Here is a 419-nt window from a genome sequence, read left to right as displayed (position 1 = left end):
TCCATCTCTTCGGCGATCTTCATCGCTTCCTCGATCAGGGTCTCCACGATCTTCGATTCCGGCACGGTCTTGATGACCTCGCCCTTCACGAAGATCTGCCCCTTGCCATTGCCCGAGGCCACACCCAGATCCGCCTCACGCGCCTCACCCGGACCATTGACCACACACCCCATCACCGCCACCCGCAACGGAACCTCCATCCCCTCAAGGCCCGCCGTCACCTCATCCGCCAACTTGTACACATCCACCTGCGCCCGCCCACACGACGGACACGACACGATCTCCAACCGCCGCGGACGAAGGTTCAACGACTCCAAAATCTGGATGCCCACCTTCACCTCCTCCACCGGCGGCGCCGACAACGACACCCGAATCGTGTCGCCGATCCCCTCCGCCAACAACGCACCGAACGCCACCGC

At 63.2% G+C, this 419-nt stretch carries 1 protein-coding gene; it reads right to left on the bottom strand.

Features of this window, described 5'->3' with window-relative positions:
* Positions 1-419 (bottom strand): flavodoxin-dependent (E)-4-hydroxy-3-methylbut-2-enyl-diphosphate synthase (locus AAHZ94_RS35065; protein ID WP_349997685.1); only part of this gene is annotated, 419 nt, incomplete at both ends.

This window comes from Streptomyces sp. HSW2009 (assembly GCF_040240285.1).
Classification (GTDB): Bacteria; Actinomycetota; Actinomycetes; order Streptomycetales; family Streptomycetaceae; genus Streptomyces.
The sequence above is the reverse complement of the archived record's forward strand: the minus strand, read 5'-3'. Positions and strand labels throughout refer to the sequence as shown.